Consider the following 18,481-nt stretch of genomic DNA (forward strand, 5'->3'; position numbering starts at 1 on the left):
CAGCTTCGCTTACGGCCAACGGATTTCGCCACCCAGCACAAGACCGTGCAGCTTGTAACTGTCCAGGCTGTCCTGTGCCTGCAGGGAGACGTTGCTGACTGTGCTGCTGTTGTAATAGACAATCGTGCCGGGACGGGCAATCTGATTGGCCCACAGGAAGTTATACCCCACGTTGAAGGTGAACCACTGGTTCAAATGGAACCGGGCATTTACGCCGAATTCAAAGGTGGGAGAGAAACGTGTCTGTGAGATCTGCGTGAGATGTGTGGGATCGGTCGGTCCTAGGAACTGATCGGTCAGCACACTCCCTTTGTAATGGTTCACACCGAAACCGACTTTAGGTTCAGCAGAGATCGTGAACCAGGGATGCACAAACTCCATGCGAATACCAGCCTGTGGAACATACAGTTTGTTATTGGTGGACGATTCAATTGTCGTTGTGAACAGTGGAACTGCAGGGGTTGTATTGAGTTCTTCAAAGTCCCCGGTAATGTTCATGTCTTCGGCAATTTTCAGATAGCGGAAACCAAACAGAGGACGCATCTGAAATCCACCAGCACCGTAGATTGTTTTGAAAAACAGTCTGTCAGTATTGACGACATAATTACTTTCCGCCCCCCATGCCTGTGAGCGATAATTGACGGCAAATTTCTCATTGAAGTTTCTACCGGCAATTCCAATCTGCCCATCGAGCAGGGTATTAATCGTAATCAAGTCCGTCTGACCAAAGTTCGGCCCCAGCAGATCTGCCTGACCGTAGGAGACAGAACTGACATCGGATTGAGTTCCGAAGAAGATCGCTTCGACAGTACCGCTTTCGAAGTCGATACCAAACGTTCCACGCAGACCGTTGGTTCCCTGGGTACCGATGGAACTCAGATCCACTTCCTTGGTCGATAAAGTACCAAAGCCATCGAAGTCGGCGGTTGTATAGGGCAGACGCGGGTCATTTCCCGATGGAATTGGAGCACCAATCAGCTGATTACCCGGAGGGGATTTCACCAGCATATATTCGACGCGCAACCAGCTGTTTTCAGCCAGATTCTTAAAGAAGCCATCCCAGGGATGATCGTAGGCCCAGCCCCGGTCTTCCGGAAGCACCTGCATCACAGTCCCTGAGTTACTCGTGCCGTAATAATCGGGTGCGTAATACTCTGAAGCATACTGATCGGGAGATGCATAATATTCTGGCGCCGGTTCATAAACCATGCCACCTTTGTGACCACCACCGTAGGACGCAGTCGCGTACGGATTCCCCTGTGCGCCGGGTTGCCCCATGGCAGGAGAATATTGAGCCTGTGCAGTACGGAAGCCCACTCCCGACAGGAGAACAATCATCCCAATCATTAAACGATAGGCCGGATTAACCATGTTGTACTTCAATCTCATTATAAAGAAGTCGACAAGCCGGATACTCTACGAAACCGCCCTGAAACACGGGACAGTTCAGTAAATCCCCCCCCTCTCGCGCAGGATTTCCTGCGTGATGGGTATTAGATATATCAAAGGTATCGGTTATGAGGGTTATTCGACTTGTAGGAATCCTGCGTTCTTGGGCAGAAAGTTCGGAAGCCGAATGCGAGAACGCACCACATTAGGAAATATAGGAAGAGATGGTAGCGCGTAATACGATCCGGTAAATCCGAGAGATCGGGGAGATCACTGCAGGGGGAGGCTCAGGCGTTTTTCCAGGCCTGTTTGAGTCTCGCTTTTCTTCCGGAGCGATACAAGGTGAAGAGGGGGACGATTCCGGCCAGCAGCATGAGTGCTCCAAAGACGGGGCGCGCGACCATCCAGACGGCTGAAATCAGGATCAGCGTCAGGCTTAATGAGCTGAGCAAAGCGAAGACCGTGATACCGCGTCCGACGAAATTGGCGATCAAGGGGATCTTTTCAACGAGTACGACCAGTGGTTTAAAGAGTGTCGCCAGCCCCAGAAACAGAATCACACAGCCCCCGAGGCGTAAGGCCCAGCGAAAGGGAGTGGTGACCTGAGTATCCTGGGGAGCAGACTTTGTTTCTGCCCCTGATTCTGCATCGGCGCTGGCTTCAGAGAGAACTGCCTCTGCTTGTGTGATACTCTGTTCCCGTTCCAGAATTCTGCTTTCGTTATGCCAGAGCAGAAACAACCCCGCAATCAGGAACACAATTCCGATCCCCAGGTTTTTCAACGCCGTTTTAAAACGAGTGCCAAATGTCGGATCTGTAGATTGTTCAGTCTGCTCACTCATGAAATTCTGCTAACTATTGAAAGAGGGGACCTGAGTCCTGATTCGGTATCAGTTCGACGGGGGTTGACTGGACAGACTTTCCAGCACTTCCTGAGTGCGCACTACCTGTTCTGGCTTGACGGTCAGGAAATAATGTTTGCCTGATTTTTCTGTATGGTGTTCCAGTTTTCCAGATTCATTGATCTTCAGCTGTCCTGGTGCCGACTTGCCAAAGTAGCCGCGATCGGGACGTACTGCATACAGCACACTGGTCAGGTCATAGGTAGGCCGGTCGTAAGGCATTTTGTGCCAGTATTCATAACCCAGCTTGACTGGATGATATTTCACATAGTTATAGTCATTGAGAATGCTGGTTGACCGGTTCTGAATTGCTCTGCCAATTTCCCAGCCGCTGGCTACCACGGGAACATTTTCCGGCCACAGTTCAAACAGGGTACGAGCCGCGGGTACGTCTTCCCTGACATTATATTCGTGGAAGGAGGCTGGCTTGCCGGGTTCGAAGCGTCCAATCATCTGTGAAAGCAGTTTTACTTTCTGGCTGACCAGTTCTTTTCCAGTCAGCGGACTGATGTCATCTGCAGGTGACTTGAGCAGGCGGGCGATGTTCGTGGAAAAACCGACTACGACCAGGGCCACCGAATGATCGGGTTGAGCGGCCAGGGTCTTGCGGAGCAGGCTGACGGCTTCCGGCAGTTGATCCGCGGAGTCATACTGCCGCGGAAACACAGGCTTTCCCTCGGGGGCGTATTCGACAACCTTCCTTACATAGGATCCGTCTTTGGGAGTTTTCCCCTGCTCCACGCGTCCCAGTGGGATTTCAGGGCGACCGTAAAACGTATTTACGACATCGCAGTAAAGCGTCGAATACGGATTGTCCTTACTGCTCGTGACGGCCAGCAGTTCGCACTCTCCCCGGCTCTGTAGTGCATGGATGACAGCCAGTGCCAGGGCGTCATCGATGTCGTTTCCGATATCGGTGTCGAAGATCAGTTTGACCGGTTCAGCTGCGAAGGCGTTATTCTGAGTGAGACCGCAGGCGGCGATAATGAGAAAAAGTAGCGATAGCGCTTTCATAGTCGTTGTCTCTCAGTCGTATCAGTCAATGTGAGTCCAGCCCGGGATGTCCCGGCATTCAGAATGTTTTCAGTTGTCAGGCTTATGATCGAGAATTCTTTCAGCAGGGACAACCGGTAGCCAATGAAATTCCCGCGAACTTTTTGTAATATGCAGTTTCAATCACGAAGCATTAAATTCTAGTTTATCAACACCGCTTTTTAGAATCAAAAGGGCTGATCCATGCCATCACAGTGTTTTTTGGGAGTCGATCTGGGGGCAGAAAGTGGACGTGTGCTGGCAGGCATTCTGGAGAACCAGCAGATTCGCCTCGAAGAGATTTACCGGTTCAGCAATGGGCCGGTTACGGTTGCCGGTACGAAACGCTGGAACGTCATCGGGCTGTGGTCTTCGATCCTCAAGGGCCTGTCACTGGCTGCACAGAAATACGGAGATCAGATCATCTCCGTCGGAGTGGATACGTGGGGCGTTGACTATGCCCTGCTCTCAGAGAAACAGGAACTCCTGGGACAGCCTTATCATTATCGAGATCCGCGCACAGAAGGCATGTTGAACCTGGCCATCTCCCGGGTGCCCCAGCAGGAGATTTTCGATGCCACCGGCGTGCAGTTCATGGAAATCAACACACTTTACCAGTTGCTGGCGATGCAGCAGAGCGATCCGGAACTGCTGAACCAGGCAAACGTGTTACTGCTCATGCCGGACTTTTTCCACTGGCTGCTCTCGGGAAGCCAGGTCGTTGAGTTTACCAATGCGACCACAACCCAGTGCCTCAACCCTGTGACAGGCGACTGGTCGTATGAACTGTTGCGTCAACTGGAGATCCCCACCGCAATGCTTCCCAAGCTGGTTCAACCTGGAACAAAGCTGGGGACCTTACGGGAAGAAGTGATGCGGCAGACCGGTCTCTCTAAAATTGAGGTAGTTGCCCCCGCGACCCACGATACGGCTTCCGCGGTCGCTGCGATTCCCACTGCCAATACAGGCAACCCCGACTGGGCGTATATCAGTTCAGGAACCTGGTCCCTGATGGGGGTCGAAGTCAATCAGGCGGTTCTCGGCAAAAGGGCCTTCGAATTGAATTTCACGAATGAAGGGGGCATTGATGGAACGTATCGTCTGCTGAAAAACATCATGGGACTCTGGCTCGTGCAGGAATGCAAGCGGTGCTATGAGCGGGAGGGAACCGAACTCGATTACACAGCACTGACCACGGCTGCCACAGAGGCAGAGCCATTCCGGTCCCTGGTGGATCCCGATGATCCCCGGTTCCTGAGCCCGGTAGACATGCGTGAAGAAATCAAAGGCTACTGTCAGGAGACCAACCAGCCGGTCCCCGAAACTCCGGGACAGTTTGTGCGTTGTGCACTGGAGAGCCTGGCTCTGAAATATCACAAGGTGCTCGACTGGCTGGAAGAACTGACGGGAACCCCCATTACCGTTCTACATATAGTCGGCGGTGGAACCAAGAATGAGCTGCTCAACCAGTTTACCGCGAATTCCTGTCAGATCCCGGTCATCACGGGACCTGTGGAGGCGACCGGGCTGGGTAATGTGTTGGTCCAGGCTCGTGCGGCAGGCGCTGTCAGTTCGCTGGCTGAAATTCGTGAGATCGTAAGAAATTCGACGGAAACGACAACATATGAACCTCAGGATCAGGCTGTCTGGTCAGAGGCGATGCAGCGGTTCAATCAGCTGCTGGATGCCGCTGGTTAGCAACCATTCCCCCCTTTAAAAGTGAGTAACTTGCCGTCTGTTCCGCTACACTATATTATCCCAGTCGGTAAACACATTTGATTCATAGCTAAGTATCATCCAGTAAGAAAGTATAACAATGGGTCTGTTTGACCGCTTGAAACGTGGTTTAGAGAAAACCAAAGATGTCCTGCGCACCGATGTACGCGACCTGTTCAAGGCGGGGGAGATTCTGGATGATCAGAAAATTGAAGAATTTGAAGCACGACTGATTAAGACGGATATGGGCGTTGTCTCTTCGGCAGCCATCTGTGATGAAATCCGCAAGAAACATGGTGGTCGTACCGTGATCCTGGATGAAATTCAGGAAACCGTGAAGGAAAAGATCCGGACGCTGCTGGAAGGAGAAGGTGATACCCGCTGGGACCTGAATGATCCCCTGTCCCCGCTGAAACACAATCCGGATGGTGTGACAGTCATTCTGGTCGCCGGTGTCAACGGGGTCGGGAAGACAACTTCGATCGCCAAACTGGCAAACCTGATTCTTAAACAGAAGAAAACGGTCCTGCTGGCTGCCGGTGATACATTCCGTGCGGCCGCTGTGGAACAGCTGACCATGTGGGCCAGCCGCCTGGGTTGTGAAATTGTGACCCGTCCTGACGGCACCGACCCGGCCAGTGTTGCTTACTCCGGTTGTGAACGAGCCCTGGAAACCGGCGTTGACTATTTAATTATTGATACTGCGGGCCGTCTGCAGACACATACCAACCTTATGGAAGAGCTGGAAAAGATCAAACGTGTCGTAGATAAGAAGATCCCGGGTGCACCACACGAGAACCTGCTGGTTCTGGATGCAACGACTGGGCAAAATGGTCTGAGTCAGGCAGAACATTTCTCGAACGCAATCGAGTGTTCTGGAATAATTTTAGCAAAATTAGATGGTACAGCCCGGGGTGGAGTGACCGTTGCAATCCGCCAGAAGATGGGGATACCGGTCAAATATATAGGCGTTGGAGAGCAGATTGACGACCTTGAACTCTTTAATCCACAAGGTTTTGTCGACGCTTTATTCGCCTGATGCCTGTTAATTAGTCTGCATACAAACTCTTATATTCCCATTACTTTATATGAGTATTGCGGGTTACTGCGCGCTCGTTGCATAATATTCGCGCAAGTTTAACATTCTTCAGCAACTGTTAAACTATTCCGGCTCCGCAATCTGGCGACAAAAGCCAGACCCTCCCGATCAGTCAGAATATTCTTGACGTATCTCTTTTGATCAAAAGCACTACTGAGAATTCCGATATTCCGAGTTAGAGCCATCGTTAAGTTAGCGCTCAATTTGTGGACCGTAACTGGTTCTCTTAATCTAACGATGGGAAATTGATTTGAACCGTCAGTATGGCTTCTACCAAACTATATTACCGGAAAGCATGCGCGCTTCCCTTCTGACGGTATGGAGACCAAGCACCCAAGAAGGTGTACTCAGGAGTTAAAATATGCGAAAACTGAAGGAATTGAAACGAAAAGCCAGACTGACTGGGCTCCTGCTGAGCGGGCTGGGTCTCATGGCTGTTTCGCCAGCATTTGGTGGTGATGCCGGATGTGCTCCCTCGTGCGTCCCCGCATCAAACCCTTGCTGCACGAAAGTGTTCGAGGATGCTGGTGACAAGCTGGCTGTAGAACTTGAGCGGTTAACCGCTGAATGTTGTGCCCCTAAAACCTGTGCCCCTACCTGCACGACAGATGGCTGCACCGATCCCAACACATGTTGTGGTGAAGAAGCCGGTGATGATGGAGACTGCTGCAGCGGACGCCTGACTCGTCTGTTTGACGACTGCGACGGCTGTGGCAACATCCTGGAAGATAACGGCTGGAAACTGAGTGGCTGGCTGGAATTCGGGATTACATTCAACGGAAACCGTCCTGCTGACAATCTTAACACACCAGGTGTTGGATTCAACCAGGCTGACAGCCAGTTCATGTTGAACCAGTTGTACTTCGTTCTGGAAAAAGACGCTGCCGCCAACGAAGACTGCTTCGGCTGGGGTGGTCGTGTTGACCTGCTCGTCGGTTCAGACGCTGCTGATACTGCCGTATTCGGTGGTCCTAACAACACCCCCAACTTCGATGGAACATGGTCTAACAACGACATCGCAACTGCCAACCAGATTGGTCTGGCTATGCCGCAGATGTACGCCTCTGTTTATGCCCCCATCGGAAACGGTGTTACCATCAATGTCGGTCACTTCTACACCGTTATCGGTTACGAAGTTGTACCTGCAACCGGTAACTTCTTCTACTCACACGCTTATACCATGCAGTACGATGAGCCGTTTACCCACACCGGGGTTCTGGCCAGTACTGACCTGAGCGACAACATCTCACTGACCGGTGGTATCACCACAGGTTGGGACGATTTTGAAAATCAGAACAACGAGTGGAGCTTCCTGGGTTCTGTAGGCTGGACCAGCGACAGTGAAGACACCTCCGTCACATTCGCCATCAGCTCTGGTGGTGAAAACGACGCTTTTGGTGGTACTTCCAACCTGACCATCTTCAGCCTTGTTGCTCAGCAGAAACTGTCTGAAAACCTGAGCTACGTATTCCAGCACGACCACATGTTCTACCCGAACGGTGACGCTAATGCTGCTGGCGTAACAGCTGAAGCTTACGGTATCAACCAGTACCTGTTCTACGATATCTGCGATTCAACCCGTGCTGGTATGCGTGTTGAATGGTGGCGTGACCACAACGGTACCCAGTTGGGTGCTCCTGGCACGAACTACTACGAAATTACAGCTGGTATCAACCACAAGCTCAACTCCTGCATTCAGGTTCGTCCTGAAATCCGCTGGGACTGGGCTGACGGTTCAGATCCCTGGCAAACCTCTAATGGTGGAACCAAGGACAGCCAGTTCACCGTTGGTACTGACGTAATCCTCGTCTTCTAAGACCAACGATCACGATTGAATCACCCGTCATTCCCAATCCCGAATGATGTGGTAGAAATCAAAGAGAGCCTTCCTGATTCGGGAAGGCTCTCTTCTTTTGCGCAGTGTGGTATGCGATTTTGCTCTGATCCGTTTCTGTTTATTCTATCGAAAATTGACGTCTCTGAAATCAGTCTGGTAAGATGAGAAACAGCGTCTTGAATGTGTTCTATTCCTGTTCTCGCCGTATCTCAGCCTGATTGACTCGCCATGAACCGAATGTTGCTCCGCTCCTGCCTGTTGTTACCGCTGCTTTTCAGCTGTTCTGTTTTGTGGGGATCTGATAATTCTGATCAGCGTCCCAACATCATACTTGTAATGGCGGATGACCTGGGCTGGTCTGATATTGGCTGCTACGGAGGTGAAATCGATACGCCGCACATTGACAGCCTGTCTCGTGACGGCATACGTTTCACTCAGTTTTATAACAATGCCATCTGTGGCCCCACGCGGGCCTCTCTGTTGACAGGGCTTTATTGCCAGCAGACAGGTCATCGTGGAGATCGCTGGAACGAACCCAAGAATTTCGACGTCTGCGTGACATTTGGTGAAGTCCTGCAACAGGCCGGGTATCGGACAATGATGGTCGGAAAGTGGCAGGGGAGAGACTCTGCCCTCGATCGGGGATTTCATCGTTTTTACGGGCCGATGTGCCAGGGTAAAATCAGCTACTTTCATGAAGTCGCCCAGAATCCGTATTACCTGGATCGCAAACGAATTGAACTGCCTGACGATTTTTACCTGACTGATGCCCTCAATGATCACGCATTGCAGTTTCTTCAGGAAGGACTGACTGGCAAACAGCCGTTTCTGCTGTATGTCGCCCACATCGCCCCGCACTGGCCCCTGCATGCCCGGGAACAGGAAATCGCCCGCTACCGTGAACAATACCTGACACAAGGTTGGGATCAGGTTCGTTCCCGTCGTTTTGCACATCAACGGTCAACCGGACTGATTCCACAGGAATGGGAGTTAGCACCTCGGTCAGCCAGCATTCGCGACTGGTCCGGGGAACCAAATCAACGCTGGCAGGCAGAACGGATGGCCGTGTATGCAGCCCAGGTGAAATCGATTGACCGTGGTCTGGGACAATTACTGCGAGCTCTGAAAAAGGCGGACGCAGCAGAAGATACGCTGGTCATTTTTCTGTCTGACAATGGTGCCGCCCCCGATGGCGGGCTGGCTCCCTCACAGAGTGGCATGGGATTCAGTGAGAAACGTCCCAACAAAAACTGGCGACGCGACCAGGTGCCAATCAAACCGGGCAGTGGTCCTGATCACATGCCTGGCCCCCATGATACCTTTGCCGCCTACGGTCTGGCCTGGGCGACGACCAGCAATACGCCTTTCCGGGGGACAAAACTGGAAGGTTACGAAGGTGGGATCCGCACGCCACTCATCGTTCGCTGGCCCAAAGTCATCCAGCAGGGAGGTTCTGTCACCAGACAGGCGGGACATGTGATGGACTTGATGCCCACATTTCTGGATATTGCCCGGACCGAGTATCCCCAGGAGTTTCAAGGTCGTCACCCTCTACCAGTCGAAGGTCAGAGCCTGTTGCCCGTATTTGAGGGGAAACAACGCAAGCCGTATTCGGAACTCTGCTGGGACCTGCCCCGCCAGCAGTCCATCATCAGTGGTGACTGGAAAGCGATCAGACCACGCCAGCAGCCGACAAAGTGGGAACTCTACAATCTGAAAGACGATGGCACCGAGACCACTAACCTGGCAGCCCAACATCCGGAGAAAGTCGAGTCTTTATCCCGGCGGTATGCTGCCTGGCACAAACGTGTGAATGCGAAATAAAAAATGCCGTGTGACAGGTTCAGACCCATCACACGGCGATATTCGTATTAAGCTTCTTGCGTCAGCAGTCAATCTCAGTGGCTTAGTGTTTGAAATGACGGCGACCGGTAAAGATCATCGCGATGTTGTGCTCATTGCAGGCAGCGATGACTTCTTCATCCCGCACGGAACCGCCGGGCTGAATAATGGCGGTCACGCCTGCTTTAGCAGCTTCATCCACACCGTCGCGGAAGGGGAAGAACGCGTCTGATGCGACGATTGAACCCTGGCTCCGATCACCGGCTTTGTAAGCGGCGATATAAGATGAATCGAGACGACTCATCTGCCCTGCTCCGGCTCCGAGCAGCATTTCATCTTTGGCAATGACGATCGCATTCGATTTCACGTGGCGGCAGACAACCCAGCCAAAGCTTAAACTGTTGAGTTCTTCTGGCGTAGGCTCGCGTTCTGTGACGACTTTCCAGTCGCTCTTATCGTCACGCAGTTCGTCTTTTTCCTGCACCAGCAGACCGCCGGATACACGACGATAATCCAGGCTCGGTTCAGCCGGCTCCTGCATCATCGGGCACTTCATCAGACGAACATTCTTTTTCCATTTAGGCTTTGTGGTCAGCAGTTCGAAAGCCGCGGGTTCATAATCCGGGGCGATGATGGCTTCAATGAACCGATTGGGTTCGCAGAGTTTTTCTGCCGTCGCCTGATCGACAGGACGGTTGAAACTTAAAATCGAACCGAAGGCACTGACCGGGTCACCGGCGTAAGCTTTTTCGAACGCTTCAGCGAGCGTCTCTGCAGTGGCACAGCCACAGGGATTGGTGTGTTTGATGACCACAGCGGCTGGCTGATCGAAGTCACTGGCAATCTGCAGGGCGGCATCCAGGTCCAGGTAATTATTGTAGGACAGTTCTTTACCGTTTAACTGCTCTGCCTGGGCGACGCTGGCTGCCGGTGGATTCTGTTCGGCGTAGAAAGCGGCTCCCTGGTGCGGGTTCTCGCCGTAACGCAATTGATCGCGCTTCACCAGATTGATGCTGACCGATTCGGGGAAACGGCTTTGTGAATCTGCTTCCGCAGGCAAAACCGAAGCCATGAAATTAGCGACGGCCCGATCATAGCGTGCAGTCATTTCAAACGCAGCGGCAGAGAGTTCCAGTCGAAATTCGGGAGTCAGCGGACCAGTCTTGAGTGCATCGAGCACACGATTATATTGTGACTGATTGGTCACGATGCCGACATAGGCATGATTCTTAGCAGCGGAACGAACCATGCTGGGGCCGCCGATATCAATCTGTTCGATTGCCTCGGGCAGGGTCACATCCGGCTTGGCAATCGTGGCTTCAAAGGGATACAGATTACAGACCACCAGTTCGAACGGTACGATTTCAAACTCTTTGATCGAAGCCGCATCGCTGGGGAGATCGGGACGTCCCAGAATGGCGCCGTGGACCTTGGGATGCAGAGTCTTGACGCGTCCATCCATGATCTCAGGGAAGCCCGTGTAAGTAGAGATGTCAATGACATTGACTCCCTGCTCTTCGAGGTAACGGCGTGTGCCCCCCGTGGAGATAAACTCAAAACCCAGTTCAGCCAGACCTTTGACAAAATCATCCAGACCCGATTTGTCACTGACACTGACCAACGCCCGACGCGGATAAGAATCGCTCATTTGTTTCTAAATCAATTTCCGAAGAATACAGAAATACAGTATTTCTGAGAGAGAAAAAGCGTACCTGAGTGCGCGGCGAAAGGGGGCCTGCCTGACACAGACCACAGAATCATTCTCTCGGGCACTCAACCAGAGGTCAGTTTAGCCACTCTCTGGTCAGAAAACAAACGAGGCATACCCTGCTTCAGCAGAAGAGGCGAACCTGTTTACTGAACAGGGTTTTCAGTCGCCGGAGCTTCGGTATTCGCATTATCCGCAGCAGGTTCGGGAGCCACTTCGGGCAGAATCGGGTATTTATCCTGGTGCTTGAAGCGAATCGGGAACGGTAAATCTTTCTGTTTCAGACAGAGAATGACGCCTGATTCAGAAGCACAGAAAATACGGTCGTTCAATTCGTTCATGAGCTTGACCTGATACTTTCGCAGAGGAACCGCAGAGAGCAGTGCTCCATCCTTACGGGACAGCACGAGCAGATTCCCCAGTTCATCCGTGGCATAAACCCGGGTGGGTGACATGGAAATAAAGGTCGAACCCAGTGGCTGCCACCATTCTTCCATACCGGTTTCACTGGAGAGCTGGAACAGGCCGCTCTTGCGTGAAGAGAGATAGACTTCGTTCTCTAGAACCATGACCGGAATACGAATCGGAAATGAGGTACGGATTCTCCAGCGGACAATACCATTGAGAATATTCAGGCAATACAGGTTCTGATCCTCGGATGCGAGGTATACACTATTTTTATTTTCTGCCAGATCGGTGGCAATCGGTGCGTCGGTTTCAAACTGATACGTCAGCTTTCGATCGGACAAGGTGACGGAATACAGCGATCCGTCCTGACTGGCAAATACGAGAGCGCGGGGAGTCACAAGCGAAGGAGTCGTAATGGCATCGCCTGTCTGGAAGGTCCAGCGAATGGCAAGATCACGCCAGGCGGGTAACTTGGATTCGCCGCTCAACTCTTTCAGTTTTCGCAGATTCCAGGCATAAACTCGACCATCCAGTGTGCCAACGTAAAGTGCGTCTTCGTCAACGGTCGGGCTGGTAGAAGCTGATGTGGGAAGCTGCAGTTCCCAGTCGATCTCACCATTCATCCGGTCGATGGAATAGATCTTCGTTCCGACGGTGATGAACACGTATTTTGAATTGGAAACCGGCGGATAACTGGCGTTATTCCCCCGCCCCATCTGTGTCGCCCAGAGCTTCTTTCCTGTTTCATTATTGAAAGCAGTGATGATCCCGGAAGTGGAAATCGCGTAGATATTAACTTCATCCAGCGTCAGATGGACGATGCGGTCCCGGTGAGGGTCCACTGTGGCCTGGCCCCACCAGACCCGTTCCAGATTATGTTTGACCAGCGAACGCTGGGTTGGAACCGTCAGTCCCACGGATGATTCGTTTAAGCGTTGCGCCTGCAGATTTTCAGAGCACAGCCCCATAACCAGTAGCGCCAGAATCAAATACTTGGGCATCTTCCAACCAGACATATTCAATCTTTTCCAGAATGATTTAGGAGAACGGGTGATTCAAATTCGCGGAGAATGCTCTCAGACATCAGAAATGATGCGAGGCCTCCCTCTCTCAAGTCTACATGATGGATTCATCAGACACCGAAAGAGTCTGTAAAAACAGGTAATATTCTGGCCTGCTCCTGACTCCAGAAATATCACACTCACCCTATTCTACCTACACAACCAAGCTGGAATCCAGCATTGTTCCGCCGAGATTCGAAGAATTTTCACCATCAAAACTGAACAGATTTATCAAATTGGTTGATGCAAACAGTCCTCGCACGTTATTCAGTAGCAGGCAGTTCCCAGCCAACTATTGATGCTGACGGATTTACTGATTAAGCGGTTCCTGTCGGATGCTGCGGTAATCCTGCGTTCCTGCGAAACAGGAACTACTCAGTCCGTCCTGGATGTGTTAAAATAACTGCAGTTTTCCTGTCTGCAAATCAAGCTTTGATCCTCTCACAGCCTGAAAGGGAACTGGCATGAAACTCCCCTGCTCCGCTTCGATGTTTCCAGGCGTTTTCAGACTGGCGGTGGTCCTGTGTTTGACACTGGGACTGAGCCATTCAGCGCAAGAGGTTCGCGCCGATCTGATCAAGCTGAAACAAGGGGGAGAAATTCGCGGTAAGCTGCTGAAAGAGAGCGCTGGCGGTGAGACTACACGCACCATCGAAACACTGAGTGGAGGTCGCATCAGCGTTGATGCTCAGCAGATCGAGTTCGTGACGAACCGTCCCCTGGTGATTGAAGAATACGAATCCAGGGCGCACCAGATAGAGAACACTGTCGAAGCCCATCTTGAGCTTTCGGAATGGTGTCGCGAGAATTTCCTGACGACGCCTCGTCTGCAGGAACTGGAAAAAGTGATCGAGCTTGATCCCGATCATGAGCAAGCACGGGCCGCCCTGGGATACACCTTACGTGATGGCGAATGGATGACCCGCGACCAGATCATGCGGAAAAACGGCTATGTGAAGTACAAAGGCCGCTATGTTTCATCTGCAGAACTGGAACTGCTGGAAAAAAATCAGGCGGACCTGGAAGCTGAACGTGCCTGGAGCAAAAAAATCAATCTGTGGGTCACCTGGCTCACCAGCCAGAATCCGCAATACCAGTCAGAAGGACTGCAGAACATTCAGAATATCAACGATCCTAACGCGGTCGCCGGTCTGGCCAGGAACCTGGGGAAACATGAGAATCTGAGCCTGCGGTCTCTGCTGGTGACGACGTTGCAGCAGATTCCCGGGCACCTTCCGTTGCGACCACTGGCGGAACTCGCACTGACAGATCCGCATCAGGCGATTCGCGATGCGGCACTGCAGGCGCTTTCCGCACGCGATGCGTCTCAGGCGATCGTCTTCTTCATTGAAGCGTTGAAGCACAAATCGAATCTGATCGTCCAGCGTGCCGGAGCGGGACTAGCGGCGATTGGAGATCGAGAGGTCGTCCCTGAACTGATCGACGCCCTGACGACCAGCCATACTTATCGGGTTCGCGTTCCGGATGCCACTTCGACGTACAGTTTCAACAGCAATGGATCGTTCGGCGGTTCAGGGGTGGTGTTGCCACCCGAGATAGAAGCGGGACTGCTGGCCGGGCGTTATCCCAACGGGGTGATCGTCCTCCCCTCACAGCAACCCAAAGTCCGCATGCGGACTGTCTCAGTCAAACATGTCCACCAGAACAGCGCGGTACTGGATGCCCTGCAGAAGTTGACCGAGCAGAATTTCGGTTATAACCAGCGACTGTGGCGACTCTGGTGGTCATCGGTTGAAAACCAGACGGGAATCATCCCTGCAATTCCGTGAGGTATCCGTAAATCGGCTCCCGGTTTTCAGTTTTCTTCACCGGCCAGCACCTGCCGTAAGCCGCCCAGATGCTGATCGTAATTCTTCCACCGCTCCAGGCCGGAACGGTTCATGGGACGCCTTACCTGCCAGTTACTTGCGGTCGTCACAGGACGCTGATTGGCATGAAAATCCAGGCACTGGTCATCCCAGTCGACGCCGATGAATTCAACCAGTTCCCGGGAGATGGCTTCCTGATTCTGAACCAGGTCGGCGTATGCCAGTTCGTAAGGCTTCTGGGGTAGAACCTGTTGCCAGTGCTCCATCAAGCGCTCGTACTCGAGGTAGTAACGCCCCAGATCTTTGAGATCATGTGAGTATTCGTGCCACTGGCGAAACCGCTGAAAATAGCAGGAGAGACAGGTATCGAGGGGATCGCGCCGGCAGTGAATGACTTTCGCCTGAGGAAACAGAATTGTAATGAGCCCCAGATGAAGAAAATTCCCCGGCATCTTATTGATGATGCGACTGGCATGTGAGTCGAACGTGCGCAGACGCTTCAGATAAGCCTGTCCAAATCCGGAGAACGCATTGGTGGGTAACTGATGGATGCACTCGGGATACGGTGTCTGCCCCGGAGTATGTCGCGGCAGGGTACTGGCGATACTGGAGATGTCACTCAGTTCGCCTGCACCGTGTACTTGCGGATGACTGGAAAGGATCTGCTCGACCAGGGTCGTCCCTGTACGAGGCATTCCAATGATGAAAACCGGCAGGTCCGTCTGCAAACCGTATTGAGACAGCTCCTGAATTGTATCTGCAGAGAAGACTTCGATTGTGCGGTCAATTCCCTTTCGAAACTCATCCACATCAAACTTCGCATTTCGACAGCGATTCCCCATTTCGTAATAGGTGAATGCCTTTTCGTAGTCTTTGATGTCATTAAAGATCTTGCCGCCGGCAAAACCGAGGAAGCAGCGATCTTCGTCACTCAGGTCATTTCGGGCTGCCTGCTGTTCAATCAGTTCGATCACCGGATCGTCGGCGGTAAATTTCCTGGTGGCGGAGTAATTGAAATAAGCCTCTGCATAATCGGGCTTCAGCCGCAGGGCAGTCAGGTAGTGAGCTTCAGACAGCTGGAACTCACCAATCAGTCTGTAGATGGCAGCCAGGTTGTGATGGTACTCGGCCACCTGCGGTTGCAGTTCGATGGCTTTGTTGAGTAGATCCACCCCCACACGGTGCTCACCTGACTGTGATTTCGCCAGGGCATAGAAATGCAGGAACCGGGGGTTATCCAGATTCGCATAATAGTAAGGGCTTAAGATTTCCGCTGCTTTTAGCGGCTGATTCTGCTGCAGTAACTGGACCGCTTCCGCGATGATGCTGTTCATACTGTTCCCGAAATCAGGTTCTGAAGAGTATTCCCTTTTACTAATTCTTCCCCGATCGGATCAGAGACGGAAGTGGAATGTTTTTCGGAAGTAGCGCCAGAGCCATTGGCCGGTCGTCAGTTGACTTACAAGGAATCGCGCTTTGCCCCGCATGTTAGTCCGGAACAGGAAGACATCCTCTTCCAGCGGTACGATCGCCTGGTACGCAGTACTGGTCAGTTTTTCGTTGCCGTCTTTGTCCGTTACCGTAGGCAGTTCACCTCCCATTTTATTCGAGAGCGTGGGAGGGACATAATCCCGATGCCCATGAGCGACCCGTTCGATTTTCGATGTGTAGATTTTCTCCGGCAGGTGTTCCATTTTGAGTTCCACCTGCTGGTCGATCTGAAAATCGTTGCGGTATTCCTGGTCGATATAGAGCACGGCCTGGAAACGTTCTTCCGGAGCAATGCTCAGCATATGCGTCCCTTTGTCGAGATAGCAGTCGGCATTGCGGGGATCGAGGGGAGTCCCGTACCAGCCGGAAAGCCGTTTGCGGGAGTCCGATAATTTCGGTTCCGGTTTCCGTGCCGGGGCGACCACTTTCCCACTGATGGGTGCGATGACCTCCATATGCTTGAGCTGTTCTTCGATCTCGGCAATCTGCTCATCAATGGTCGCCAGTTTTTCCTTGGCCACCTTGACGCCTGCCTGATCTCCCAGTGCGCGATATTTGTAGATCTCGTCTTCCTGAACTTTACGTTCGATTTCTTTCAGACGATAGAGCTTGTCTTCTTTCTCGATGTTGACGATCCGCGCGAGCAGTTGTCCCTGCTTGACCTGCTGTCCGGGTTCGACATAGACCTGTTCCAGTCTACCCGGCTCGGTGGTGTAGACATCTTTCACGCCGTAACCTTCGACAACGAAAGGTGCCTCAAAATGCATGGGAACTGGGATCAGGAGAATTCCCAGGATCAAAGCGACAGCCACAGTCACAGTCGCTGAGACTTTGAAGTAATTCATGGGTTCGGTCCTTGGAGCTGCAATAATTTTGTAAATGTTATAGATAATCCCACCAATGAATGAGACGACAGAGATCACCGCCAGAGTGATACCGATACTCTGCAGGTCATATGGTTTCAGGACGGTATACAGGAACAATGTGATCCCGAACATGATGAACCAGCGGTAGACCGCTGCAGAAACCGCATACACAATGAACCAGAATTTACCGGTTTCCGGCATAAAGGGATCCCGCTGCGATTCAATTCCCAGGCAGTACCAGGCGAAAGTATCGCGAAGATGCTTATCGGCTTTCTGCCTCAGGTTGGGAATCTCCAGCAGGTCACTCATCATGTAATAACCGTCAAACCGCATCAACGGGTTCGCGTTGAAGATCACGGTCGTCACGGTAGAGATAAAGAACAGGTTCAAAGCCAGGTGGTTCAGGAGTCCCGGTTTGGTAAACCACCAGATCCAGACCGCGATGGCGGACATGATGACTTCGATATACATCCCGGCCCCGCCGATGATGATTCGCTGCCATTTATTTCTCAGCATCCAGGAATCGGAGACATCACAATACAGGCAGGGGCTGAAGACGAGGAACATGATCCCCATCCCGTGGCACTCCCCGTTATAATGCTTGCAGGAGAGACCGTGCCCGAATTCGTGGACAACTTTCGCCGCTCCAAGCACGAACCACATGTAAATCAGGTTGGGCCAGCCAAAAAACTGCTGGAATTCCGGGAGTCGACTGCGAAACGCTTCGAACTGCACGCCGATCAGAATCCATGAAGACAGGATCAGCAGAGCGAACATGGTGGTCGCCCAGGGTTTCCACATCCATTTCACATAGGGATACATTTTCTGGAGCGTTGTTTCCGGGTCCCAGCCGGGCAGCCTGAGATAGAGCAGGTTTTTCACGGTGGAGAAGAATTTCTTCTTCGTCTCTTCGCGATACTGCTTGATCAGGGTGACTCCCTGTCCCGGACGTCCGCTGGTCAGCAGCCCTTTACGATACAGGTCCGAAATCAACTGCTGAATTTCAGAGATGGAAAGTAGCAGAGTGGGATACTGTCGGTGAACTTCATCACGGATTTCTTCCGGACTGCGTTCTCCATTGAGCAGATTCAGAATGTAGTATTGCTCGGGATGCAGCCGCGTGTATTTCAGGGAGACCGGGTCTTTGATGACCCAGTAACCCAGTCCTTTGTAATGAATCCATTTGCTGATTAAATCATCGCGCACGCTCAGCGGAATCGGTCGTTCCGTTGAGGATGTCATGGATTCGCTAAGAGTACTCATATGTGGTCAGGATTCCTGGCAGATTAAGAAATGTCGCT

Annotated in this window: 12 protein-coding genes; 5 read left to right on the forward strand and 7 right to left on the reverse strand. The window is 52.1% G+C overall.

Features of this window, described 5'->3' with window-relative positions; all coding sequences use genetic code 11:
• Positions 1 to 9 precede the first annotated feature (9 nt).
• The 3 genes from HG66A1_RS16680 to HG66A1_RS16690 all read right to left on the reverse strand — a co-directional run bounded on the left by HG66A1_RS16680 (position 10) and on the right by HG66A1_RS16690 (position 3,305).
• Positions 10 to 1,371, reverse strand: a complete 1,362-nt coding sequence (locus tag HG66A1_RS16680; protein ID WP_197996628.1) for a BBP7 family outer membrane beta-barrel protein — start codon at positions 1,369 to 1,371, stop codon at positions 10 to 12.
• A 305-nt stretch (positions 1,372 to 1,676) separates the two neighbouring features.
• Complete coding sequence (locus tag HG66A1_RS16685) at positions 1,677 to 2,231, reverse strand: TMEM43 family protein (RefSeq protein ID WP_145186269.1); 555 nt, start codon at positions 2,229 to 2,231, stop codon at positions 1,677 to 1,679.
• A 48-nt stretch (positions 2,232 to 2,279) separates the two neighbouring features.
• Positions 2,280 to 3,305, reverse strand: coding sequence for a nucleoside hydrolase (locus tag HG66A1_RS16690; protein WP_145186272.1), 1,026 nt, complete (start codon positions 3,303 to 3,305; stop codon positions 2,280 to 2,282).
• Between the two features lie 222 nt (positions 3,306 to 3,527).
• Here HG66A1_RS16690 and rhaB point away from each other — a divergent pair, with 222 nt between their 5' ends.
• From rhaB to HG66A1_RS16710, 4 genes are all read left to right on the forward strand, one after another.
• Entirely contained in the window at positions 3,528 to 5,021 is a 1,494-nt protein-coding gene (gene rhaB, locus HG66A1_RS16695) for a rhamnulokinase (RefSeq protein WP_145186275.1), read from the forward strand.
• A gap of 118 nt (positions 5,022 to 5,139) precedes the next feature.
• On the forward strand, positions 5,140 to 6,078 hold the full coding sequence (gene ftsY / locus HG66A1_RS16700; protein ID WP_145186278.1) for a signal recognition particle-docking protein FtsY: 939 nt from the start codon (positions 5,140 to 5,142) through the stop codon (positions 6,076 to 6,078).
• Between the two features lie 421 nt (positions 6,079 to 6,499).
• The gene (locus HG66A1_RS16705) at positions 6,500 to 7,954 is read left to right on the forward strand and encodes a porin (RefSeq protein WP_145186281.1); all 1,455 of its coding nucleotides are present in this window, start codon (positions 6,500 to 6,502) and stop codon (positions 7,952 to 7,954) included.
• Positions 7,955 to 8,203: 249 nt separating this feature from the next.
• Positions 8,204 to 9,799 carry an arylsulfatase gene (locus tag HG66A1_RS16710; RefSeq protein ID WP_145186285.1) on the forward strand — a complete coding sequence of 532 codons (1,596 nt, stop codon included), beginning with the start codon at positions 8,204 to 8,206 and terminating at the stop codon, positions 9,797 to 9,799.
• A gap of 82 nt (positions 9,800 to 9,881) precedes the next feature.
• Here HG66A1_RS16710 and purH read toward each other — a convergent pair whose 3' ends face one another.
• Positions 9,882 to 11,465, reverse strand: a complete 1,584-nt coding sequence (gene purH, locus HG66A1_RS16715; protein WP_145186289.1) for a bifunctional phosphoribosylaminoimidazolecarboxamide formyltransferase/IMP cyclohydrolase — start codon at positions 11,463 to 11,465, stop codon at positions 9,882 to 9,884.
• A 206-nt stretch (positions 11,466 to 11,671) separates the two neighbouring features.
• On the reverse strand, positions 11,672 to 12,949 hold the full coding sequence (locus HG66A1_RS16720; protein WP_145186292.1) for a PQQ-binding-like beta-propeller repeat protein: 1,278 nt from the start codon (positions 12,947 to 12,949) through the stop codon (positions 11,672 to 11,674).
• Between the two features lie 509 nt (positions 12,950 to 13,458).
• Here HG66A1_RS16720 and HG66A1_RS16725 point away from each other — a divergent pair.
• Positions 13,459 to 14,784 carry a HEAT repeat domain-containing protein gene (locus HG66A1_RS16725; RefSeq protein ID WP_145186295.1) on the forward strand — a complete coding sequence of 442 codons (1,326 nt, stop codon included), beginning with the start codon at positions 13,459 to 13,461 and terminating at the stop codon, positions 14,782 to 14,784.
• 26 nt (positions 14,785 to 14,810) lie between these two features.
• On the opposite strand, the gene HG66A1_RS16730 is transcribed toward HG66A1_RS16725, so the two are convergent.
• Both HG66A1_RS16730 and HG66A1_RS16735 read right to left on the reverse strand, forming a co-directional pair.
• Positions 14,811 to 16,157 (reverse strand): sulfotransferase family protein, encoded by a 1,347-nt coding sequence (locus HG66A1_RS16730; protein WP_145186298.1) that lies wholly within the window; start codon positions 16,155 to 16,157, stop codon positions 14,811 to 14,813.
• A 60-nt stretch (positions 16,158 to 16,217) separates the two neighbouring features.
• Complete coding sequence (locus HG66A1_RS16735; RefSeq protein ID WP_145186301.1) at positions 16,218 to 18,443, reverse strand: biotin/lipoyl-binding protein; 2,226 nt, start codon at positions 18,441 to 18,443, stop codon at positions 16,218 to 16,220.
• Positions 18,444 to 18,481: the final 38 nt, after the last annotated feature.

The sequence above is a fragment of the Gimesia chilikensis genome (assembly GCF_007744075.1).
Taxonomy (GTDB): Bacteria; Planctomycetota; Planctomycetia; order Planctomycetales; family Planctomycetaceae; genus Gimesia; species Gimesia chilikensis_A.

Excerpts from the sequence above, each read along its gene's own strand:
- HG66A1_RS16680 (WP_197996628.1), bottom strand. The coding sequence starts at position 1,371 with ATGGTTAATCCGGCCTATCGTTTAATGATTGGGATGATTGTTCTCCTG.
- HG66A1_RS16685 (WP_145186269.1), bottom strand. The coding sequence starts at position 2,231 with ATGAGTGAGCAGACTGAACAATCTACAGATCCGACATTTGGCACTCGT.
- HG66A1_RS16690 (WP_145186272.1), bottom strand. The coding sequence starts at position 3,305 with ATGAAAGCGCTATCGCTACTTTTTCTCATTATCGCCGCCTGCGGTCTC.
- rhaB (WP_145186275.1), top strand. The coding sequence starts at position 3,528 with ATGCCATCACAGTGTTTTTTGGGAGTCGATCTGGGGGCAGAAAGTGGA.
- ftsY (WP_145186278.1), top strand. The coding sequence starts at position 5,140 with ATGGGTCTGTTTGACCGCTTGAAACGTGGTTTAGAGAAAACCAAAGAT.
- HG66A1_RS16705 (WP_145186281.1), top strand. The coding sequence starts at position 6,500 with ATGCGAAAACTGAAGGAATTGAAACGAAAAGCCAGACTGACTGGGCTC.
- HG66A1_RS16710 (WP_145186285.1), top strand. The coding sequence starts at position 8,204 with ATGAACCGAATGTTGCTCCGCTCCTGCCTGTTGTTACCGCTGCTTTTC.
- purH (WP_145186289.1), bottom strand. The coding sequence starts at position 11,465 with ATGAGCGATTCTTATCCGCGTCGGGCGTTGGTCAGTGTCAGTGACAAA.
- HG66A1_RS16720 (WP_145186292.1), bottom strand. The coding sequence starts at position 12,949 with ATGTCTGGTTGGAAGATGCCCAAGTATTTGATTCTGGCGCTACTGGTT.
- HG66A1_RS16725 (WP_145186295.1), top strand. The coding sequence starts at position 13,459 with ATGAAACTCCCCTGCTCCGCTTCGATGTTTCCAGGCGTTTTCAGACTG.
- HG66A1_RS16730 (WP_145186298.1), bottom strand. The coding sequence starts at position 16,157 with ATGAACAGCATCATCGCGGAAGCGGTCCAGTTACTGCAGCAGAATCAG.
- HG66A1_RS16735 (WP_145186301.1), bottom strand. The coding sequence starts at position 18,443 with ATGAGTACTCTTAGCGAATCCATGACATCCTCAACGGAACGACCGATT.